Below are 308 nucleotides of genomic sequence, written 5' to 3'. Positions count from 1 at the left end.
CAAACCAATCGTGCCGCGCAACACGGGCCGCAGCACACGCGGTGCCAAACGTTCGGACTCTTCCGCCGCATAGCGCCCATACGTGGTGATGGGTGAGCAGACCCAGGCGTTGTCGGCGCGGTCGTCGCTGTTGTTGACGGTGACGGGCAGCGGCAAACCGCCCGCCTCCACCACGTCAATCTGCGTGACGAGGTTGGCGACAAACGGCAACGACGCCCGCCCGCGATGCACGTGCAGGAACGCGCCGGCCTTGTCGGCAAAGCACGCGTGCGGCACGGCGTTGGCTGCGTTCATACCTCGGGCAGCGC

1 protein-coding gene is annotated in these 308 nt (G+C 67.2%); it reads right to left on the bottom strand.

Annotated elements, in window-relative coordinates:
* On the bottom strand, positions 1 to 294 hold a 294-nt coding region (locus tag RVY79_RS18725), incomplete at its 3' end, for a hypothetical protein (protein ID WP_317466055.1).
* Between the last annotated feature and the right edge of the window lie 14 nt (positions 295 to 308).

This window comes from Chromohalobacter sp. HP20-39 (assembly GCF_033052815.1).
In the GTDB taxonomy this organism is placed as follows: Bacteria; Pseudomonadota; Gammaproteobacteria; order Pseudomonadales; family Halomonadaceae; genus Chromohalobacter.
This window is presented reverse-complemented; position numbering and strand designations above follow the sequence as displayed.